General features: G+C 26.2%; 8 protein-coding genes. 2 read left to right on the top strand and 6 right to left on the bottom strand.

What is annotated here, in order from left to right:
* Positions 1-140 precede the first annotated feature (140 nt).
* Positions 141-314: a hypothetical protein gene (locus VLM92_RS14550; RefSeq protein WP_325277045.1), complete on the top strand. Its 174-nt coding sequence runs from the start codon at positions 141-143 to the stop codon at positions 312-314.
* Between the two features lie 40 nt (positions 315-354).
* On the opposite strand, the gene VLM92_RS14545 is transcribed toward VLM92_RS14550, so the two are convergent.
* From VLM92_RS14545 to VLM92_RS14535, 3 genes are all read right to left on the bottom strand, one after another.
* Positions 355-999 (bottom strand): pentapeptide repeat-containing protein, encoded by a 645-nt coding sequence (locus VLM92_RS14545; protein WP_325277044.1) that lies wholly within the window; start codon positions 997-999, stop codon positions 355-357.
* Between the two features lie 208 nt (positions 1,000-1,207).
* Positions 1,208-1,363 carry a DUF255 domain-containing protein gene (locus VLM92_RS17280; protein ID WP_331681786.1) on the bottom strand — a complete coding sequence of 52 codons (156 nt, stop codon included), beginning with the start codon at positions 1,361-1,363 and terminating at the stop codon, positions 1,208-1,210.
* Positions 1,364-1,438: 75 nt separating this feature from the next.
* The gene (locus VLM92_RS14535) at positions 1,439-1,912 is read right to left on the bottom strand and encodes a L,D-transpeptidase (protein WP_325277043.1); all 474 of its coding nucleotides are present in this window, start codon (positions 1,910-1,912) and stop codon (positions 1,439-1,441) included.
* Between the two features lie 244 nt (positions 1,913-2,156).
* Here VLM92_RS14535 and ytaF point away from each other — a divergent pair, with 244 nt between their 5' ends.
* Positions 2,157-2,780, top strand: coding sequence for a sporulation membrane protein YtaF (ytaF, locus tag VLM92_RS14530; protein WP_325277042.1), 624 nt, complete (start codon positions 2,157-2,159; stop codon positions 2,778-2,780).
* A gap of 107 nt (positions 2,781-2,887) precedes the next feature.
* Here the strand turns inward: ytaF and VLM92_RS14525 are convergent, their stop codons facing one another.
* From VLM92_RS14525 to VLM92_RS14515, 3 genes are all read right to left on the bottom strand, one after another.
* Positions 2,888-4,513 (bottom strand): Na/Pi cotransporter family protein, encoded by a 1,626-nt coding sequence (locus VLM92_RS14525; protein WP_325277041.1) that lies wholly within the window; start codon positions 4,511-4,513, stop codon positions 2,888-2,890.
* A 234-nt stretch (positions 4,514-4,747) separates the two neighbouring features.
* Positions 4,748-5,095, bottom strand: coding sequence for a cupin domain-containing protein (locus VLM92_RS14520; protein ID WP_325277040.1), 348 nt, complete (start codon positions 5,093-5,095; stop codon positions 4,748-4,750).
* Between the two features lie 189 nt (positions 5,096-5,284).
* On the bottom strand, positions 5,285-5,614 hold the full coding sequence (locus VLM92_RS14515; RefSeq protein WP_325277039.1) for a hypothetical protein: 330 nt from the start codon (positions 5,612-5,614) through the stop codon (positions 5,285-5,287).
* Between the last annotated feature and the right edge of the window lie 222 nt (positions 5,615-5,836).

Below are 5,836 nucleotides of genomic sequence, written 5' to 3'. Positions count from 1 at the left end.
ATGTTTATATCCATTTTTAAATAAATAATAAGATTGTATGTTTTGTTGCTATTTTAGAATGCTTTGGGTAAGATATTATATAGTATTATAAATCTTTATTTAAACTTATCAGATTACATATTATGAAAGGAAATTTATTTATGAATGAACCAATTATATCAGTTGAAGAAATGATAAATTATATTTATGAAAAATGTAAGGAAAATGGATATTCTATACCTCGAGAAACTATAGAAGTTATATTAGATTACGAAGAGGAATTCTTAGATAGTAAAGGTTTAATAGAACTTGAAGATGATGAAGATATTTATTAAATAAAAGCCTCTAGAAATATTTCTAGAGGCTTTACACAATCTAAGTAATTATTATCCCCATAAGCCTTGTCAACTCAAGTGCTTGTACTACACTAACACTTGCTCCTGAAATGTCATTAATACCAAGTTGTATATCATCTATATTACAAGTTGTAAAATCAATGCCCTTTAATTTAGTATTATAAAAAATAGCTTTACTTAAATTGGTGCTATTAAATGCAAGTTTTTTAATTTGAAGCTCTTGAAATACAGAGCTTTGAAAATCAGATTCAATTATATTTACACCCTCAAGTTTTGCATAAGCAAAATTTGAGTACTTCCCTAATGAATTATTAAATAATACATTTTTCATGCAACATTCGTCAAATCTAGTTCCCATGAGTTTACAATTAATAAATTCGGTTCTATAGATGCTCCCTTTACTAAAAGATATATTAGATAAATTACAGTTTTCAAATACAACATCCATCATATCTATTTTTCTTAAATCACAGTAATCAAAAGTAACATTTCTAAATATACACTTATCAAAACTAACTCTTATATCTTCTAGTCCACTTATTAATACATTTTCTATAACTTTATTTGATAATATGTTCTCACTATGTATTTCGCCTATAACATCTTCTATTTCTTCTAAATTATCTATTATTTTAGGTTTTTGAAGTTTAATTAGTTTACTCATATTTATTACCATCCTTAATTTATAATTAAACTTAATTTTTAAAAATTTAGTTTTCTATATAACAATCTTATTACATATATCAAATTAATTCAAATATTTATTCATAATAACTTATAGCCGCTTTCTAAACAAAATAACCTACATTCCATAAACTTCTTATGAATTAAAAATAACGAACTTATTGTGGTTCGTCATTCTTTAATTACTATTATTTTATTAAATATTCTTTTGATTTTTCTGTACCATTAAAAGGTTGTGTACAGCTATGATTTTTATTTGGTCTTTCTTCTCTATCAACTTTTATGGATATATAGTCATCGTTTAGTATCTTTACTTCTTCATCTTCAAAGGATTTATGTTTCATTGATTTTATTCTTATGATTTCAATATATTATAAATTTCCACAATATTTATTTTATAAACTTATCTCTTTTATATTTTAATTAATAATTATAGTTGTACCACTAGGCACATTATCATAAATCCATTTGGCACTGCTTGTATAAAGCCTTATGCATCCATGACTTATTGCTAATCCTAACCTATCATCTTTTATATGCATTCCTGTTGCATCATATATTATTGAATGATAATAGTATTCTTCTATGATATGAATTGCATATTTTGCTGAACTATTGTTATCCCCTATCGCTGGATACTTTACACCTACAGAAAATACACCTTTTATAGTAGGTGTTGTGGGCTTTCCAACTGTACAACTCCATTTAAATAACAAATTCCATACATTATTATTTTTTTCATATATATAAGTAAATTTATTTTTAATAGATGTAATTATTAAGTAATTTGTTGAACTTGTAATATTATTATCATTTATAAATTGAGACATATTTGTATTGAATTTTTTATAATTTAATGAATTATTATCTCTTAACTTACTGTGTATTTTCATGTTCAAACCATTCCTTTCTTTGCTTTTAATAACCTTCTATTCTTAATTATGAATGGTTAATTTATAAAGTGATAATTTATAAAAAAGCTAGATATTTTAGCTTTATGTATTTTGTTTATAAAAATTAGTAGAACATTAAATAATATTATTCATAAAATGTATTATAAAATAATTTTAATCTAAGTAATGAAATTTAATTTTTTTAATACCTTAATACTAGTTCTTTAAATTAGGGGGGGTCATCGTGCTACAATCTTTACTTCTAGTATTTTCATTATGTATTGATACTTTTGTAGCTAGTATTGCTTACGGTACGGATAAAATAAAGATACCTTTTTCTTCTGCTCTTATTATAAATGCAGTGTGCTCATCATTTTTAGCAGTTTCTCTGTTCTTAGGTTCTGTGTTTAAGGATTTTCTATCTCCAAATATAGCCTCTGTAATGAGCTTTTCTTTATTATTAATGCTTGGAGTTTATAGGTTATTTGAATCTATTTTTAAAACTTATATTCAAAAGGTTTCAAACACAGAAGTTCCATTAACTTTTAAAGTTTTTGATTTTAAATTTGTCCTTGAAATTTATGCTAATGAAACTAAGGCTGATTACGATAAATCAAAAATACTTACAAGTAAAGAGGCTTTTTACTTAGCTGTTGCACTTTCACTAGATAGCCTGGCAGTTGGATTTGGTAGTAGTTTGGGAAGTGTACGTTATTTAGAGGTTATTTTACTTTCATTAGTTATTGGTATATCTTCATTACTTATAGGATCCTGTTTAGGAAGTAGATTTGCTCAAAAGGTAGATATAAATTTATCCTGGCTTTCTGGAGCTATTCTTATAGTGTTAGCCCTAATGAGATTTTTGTAGTGAAAAAGGTGGATATTTTCCATCTTTTTCACTACATACTCAACAAGTTTTAATTTTTTAATATAAAAAAAGTATTATCACATTTATATGATAATACTTTTTTTATATTATGCTATGCTTTTATTTCCTGCTTTTATAACTTGTTGTGCTATATTTACTGCATGGTCTGATATTCTTTCTAAGTTAGTTATTATATCTAAGAAAACAACTCCATTATCTACTGTACAAGAATTGTCATTTAATCTTCTCATATGATTTTCACGGCATACTTTTTCCATCATATCTACTTGTTCTTCCATTTTTATTACCTTACAAGCTAAATCTATATCTGAATTTTCCATAGCTTGCAGTGCATAAGTATAAGTATCAACAACTTTTTTGTACATTTGAGTTAATTCTGCTGTACCTTCTTTAGATAATTTTAAATCTTTTTCGAATATTATTTCAGTTAACTCTGCTATATTTTCAGCATGGTCACCAATTCTTTCTATATCATTTACAGTATTAAATAATGCATCAACACTTTCTCTAGATTCATTATTTAAAGATGTTTTAGATAACTTTAATAAGTAATTTAATATTATAGTTTGTAATTCATTTACTTTCTTTTCTTCTTCAAATGATTTCTTAACTTTAACTTCTGATTTTTCGAATAATCCATCCATTGAGTTAACAAATGCCTTCTTAGCTTTTTCACCCATTCTTAAAGTTTCTTTAACAGTGTTAGATAAAGCTATTGATGGAGTTTCCATCATTCTTTCATCTATATATTTAACAGTTTTTCTCTCTTCTATTTCATCTTCTTTTTCTGGTACAAGCTTCATAGTAAGTTTAACTATTAACTTAGAGAATGGAAGAAGTATCATAACATTTATTATATTAAATAATGTATGTGAGTTTGCGATTTGTCTACTTACATCATTTGGATTCCAATTAGTTACTATCATAGTTATTGGTTTAGTTAAAATCAACATAAATATTATTGTACCTATTACATTGAATACTAAGTGCATTGTTGCTGCTCTTCTAGCATTTTTACTAGCACCTATACTTGATAATAAAGAAGTAACACAAGTTCCGATATTATCACCATATAATATTGGTAAAGCTGCTGATAATGGTATTAATCCTTGTGATGCAAGTGCAAGTAACATACCCATTGATGCACTTGAACTTTGAATTATTGCTGTTATACCAAATCCTAATAATACTCCAAGTATTGGTTGATGGCTAAATGAAACTATCGCATCTGTAAATCCTTGGAATTCTGCTAAAGGCTTAACTGCGTCCTTCATAAATTCCATACCTGTAAATAATATACCAAATCCTATTAATATCTCAGCTGCAGTTTTAACTTTCGGCTTAGATGAGAATAAGTAAAATACTATACCTATACCTAAAGCCGCTGGAGCCATTCCAACTAAGTCAAATGATACTAATTGAGCTGTCATAGTTGTTCCTATATTTGCTCCCATTATAACACCTATTGCTTGAGGTAATGTCATTATACCTGCATTAACAAATCCAACTACCATTACTGTAGTGGCACTACTACTTTGTATAATTGCTGTAACTAAAGCTCCTACTATAACTCCCATAATAACGTTACTAGTTAGAAGTTCAATTATTCTCTTTAATTTAGATCCTGCTGATTTTTGAAGTCCATCCCCCATAAGGTTCATACCATATAGGAAAAGTCCAAGACCTCCCATTAAGTTAATTGCGATTTCCACGTTTTGTTTCCTCCTTAAATATAAGCATATCTGTTTTCCTCATTTATTAGTACGAATTAATTTTATCAAAAAAAATGTCACATTGTGTTAAATTTATGTTAAGTTGTTATGTTTTATGTTAAAAACATGTTAAATATCAGTTAAGTATTAAATCAGTATTAAATTTTTTTTAAATTCATGTTAATTATTAATACTAATTTAAAAGCTTGAATCAAGTAAGATTCAAGCTTTTTATTATGTTAAAATTACTACTGCTATAAATTCTAAATCTTCTTTTCCTGTATTTTCTATTGAATGTGTAGCTCCATTAGCAGTATAAATAGTATCACCTTGTGATACTTTTACTATTGTCCCATTGTCATCCACTACCCCTTCACCTTTTAATATGTAATATACTTCAAAATCATCACTGTGATCATGATATCCTATAGATCCCCCTGGAGGTAATGATATTTTTGAAAACATTTTAGCTTTTTCTTTAAGTTCATCACCTTGTATTATATGAGTTATAGTAGCAGTTTTTTTCCCATTTCTTAAATTTTCTACTTTAGATATTATTAAATCTTTTGGCTTCTTTATCATGTTTTTCCTCCTTCAAGCCATGTATAGGCAAATTCTTTAATTGTTTTATTCTATTTTTATGTTTATTTATCCTTTATTATTTATAGTTAGTATTTATTCCTACTAGGTATTTTACTGTATCTTTTCATAATAACTGGGAGCTAACTCAATTGTATAGGTATTTCCCTATCTTGAGCCAGTCCCTTTGGTTTATTTTCTAAAATCCTTCATATTATTTTCTATACTTAAGTTTTGAAGTATACTTTGAAGTGGTAATGCTCTACTTTCTATTGCCATACCAAATTGTTCAAAGCTTTCTTTAGTTTCTTTACCATAAGTTTTTAATATGCCTTGTTCTAATTCATTTAAATGAGTATATATATACTCTTTTACAGATTCTTCACGTTTTAAGTTGTTTATTTCTTCGCCTCTTAAAACGTGTTTAAATATTTCAAATCCTTCTCCTTTTGATCCCCAGATAAATATTCTATAAGTTATTAAAGACATTTCACAATATATTCCTGCACTTATAGAATTCATATGATTTATATCTTCATATATATCTTGGTTAAAATCAAAGAAGTTACTAGAAGCTATTTCGTATGTTTTTTGCTTATCATGTTCTATATTTTTTTCTATTATTTTTTTATCAAATTATTCATATCCACTAATTTGAAGTAGAATATCTGATAATTTAGTAGTATTTATAAATAATTTTTCTTTGATTAAAAATTGATTAGTCATATTTTATCTCCTTTTATT

This window comes from Romboutsia sp., from assembly GCF_035470145.1.
In the GTDB taxonomy this organism is placed as follows: Bacteria; Bacillota; Clostridia; order Peptostreptococcales; family Peptostreptococcaceae; genus Romboutsia_D.
The sequence above is the reverse complement of the archived record's forward strand: the minus strand, read 5'-3'. Positions and strand labels throughout refer to the sequence as shown.

Bases quoted from the DNA above. Each gene is read 5' to 3' on its own strand.
- VLM92_RS14550 (WP_325277045.1), top strand. From the start codon at position 141: ATGAATGAACCAATTATATCAGTTGAAGAAATGATAAATTATATTTAT.
- VLM92_RS14545 (WP_325277044.1), bottom strand. From the start codon at position 999: ATGAGTAAACTAATTAAACTTCAAAAACCTAAAATAATAGATAATTTA.
- VLM92_RS17280 (WP_331681786.1), bottom strand. From the start codon at position 1,363: ATGAAACATAAATCCTTTGAAGATGAAGAAGTAAAGATACTAAACGAT.
- VLM92_RS14535 (WP_325277043.1), bottom strand. From the start codon at position 1,912: ATGAAAATACACAGTAAGTTAAGAGATAATAATTCATTAAATTATAAA.
- VLM92_RS14520 (WP_325277040.1), bottom strand. From the start codon at position 5,095: ATGATAAAGAAGCCAAAAGATTTAATAATATCTAAAGTAGAAAATTTA.
- VLM92_RS14515 (WP_325277039.1), bottom strand. From the start codon at position 5,614: ATGAATTCTATAAGTGCAGGAATATATTGTGAAATGTCTTTAATAACT.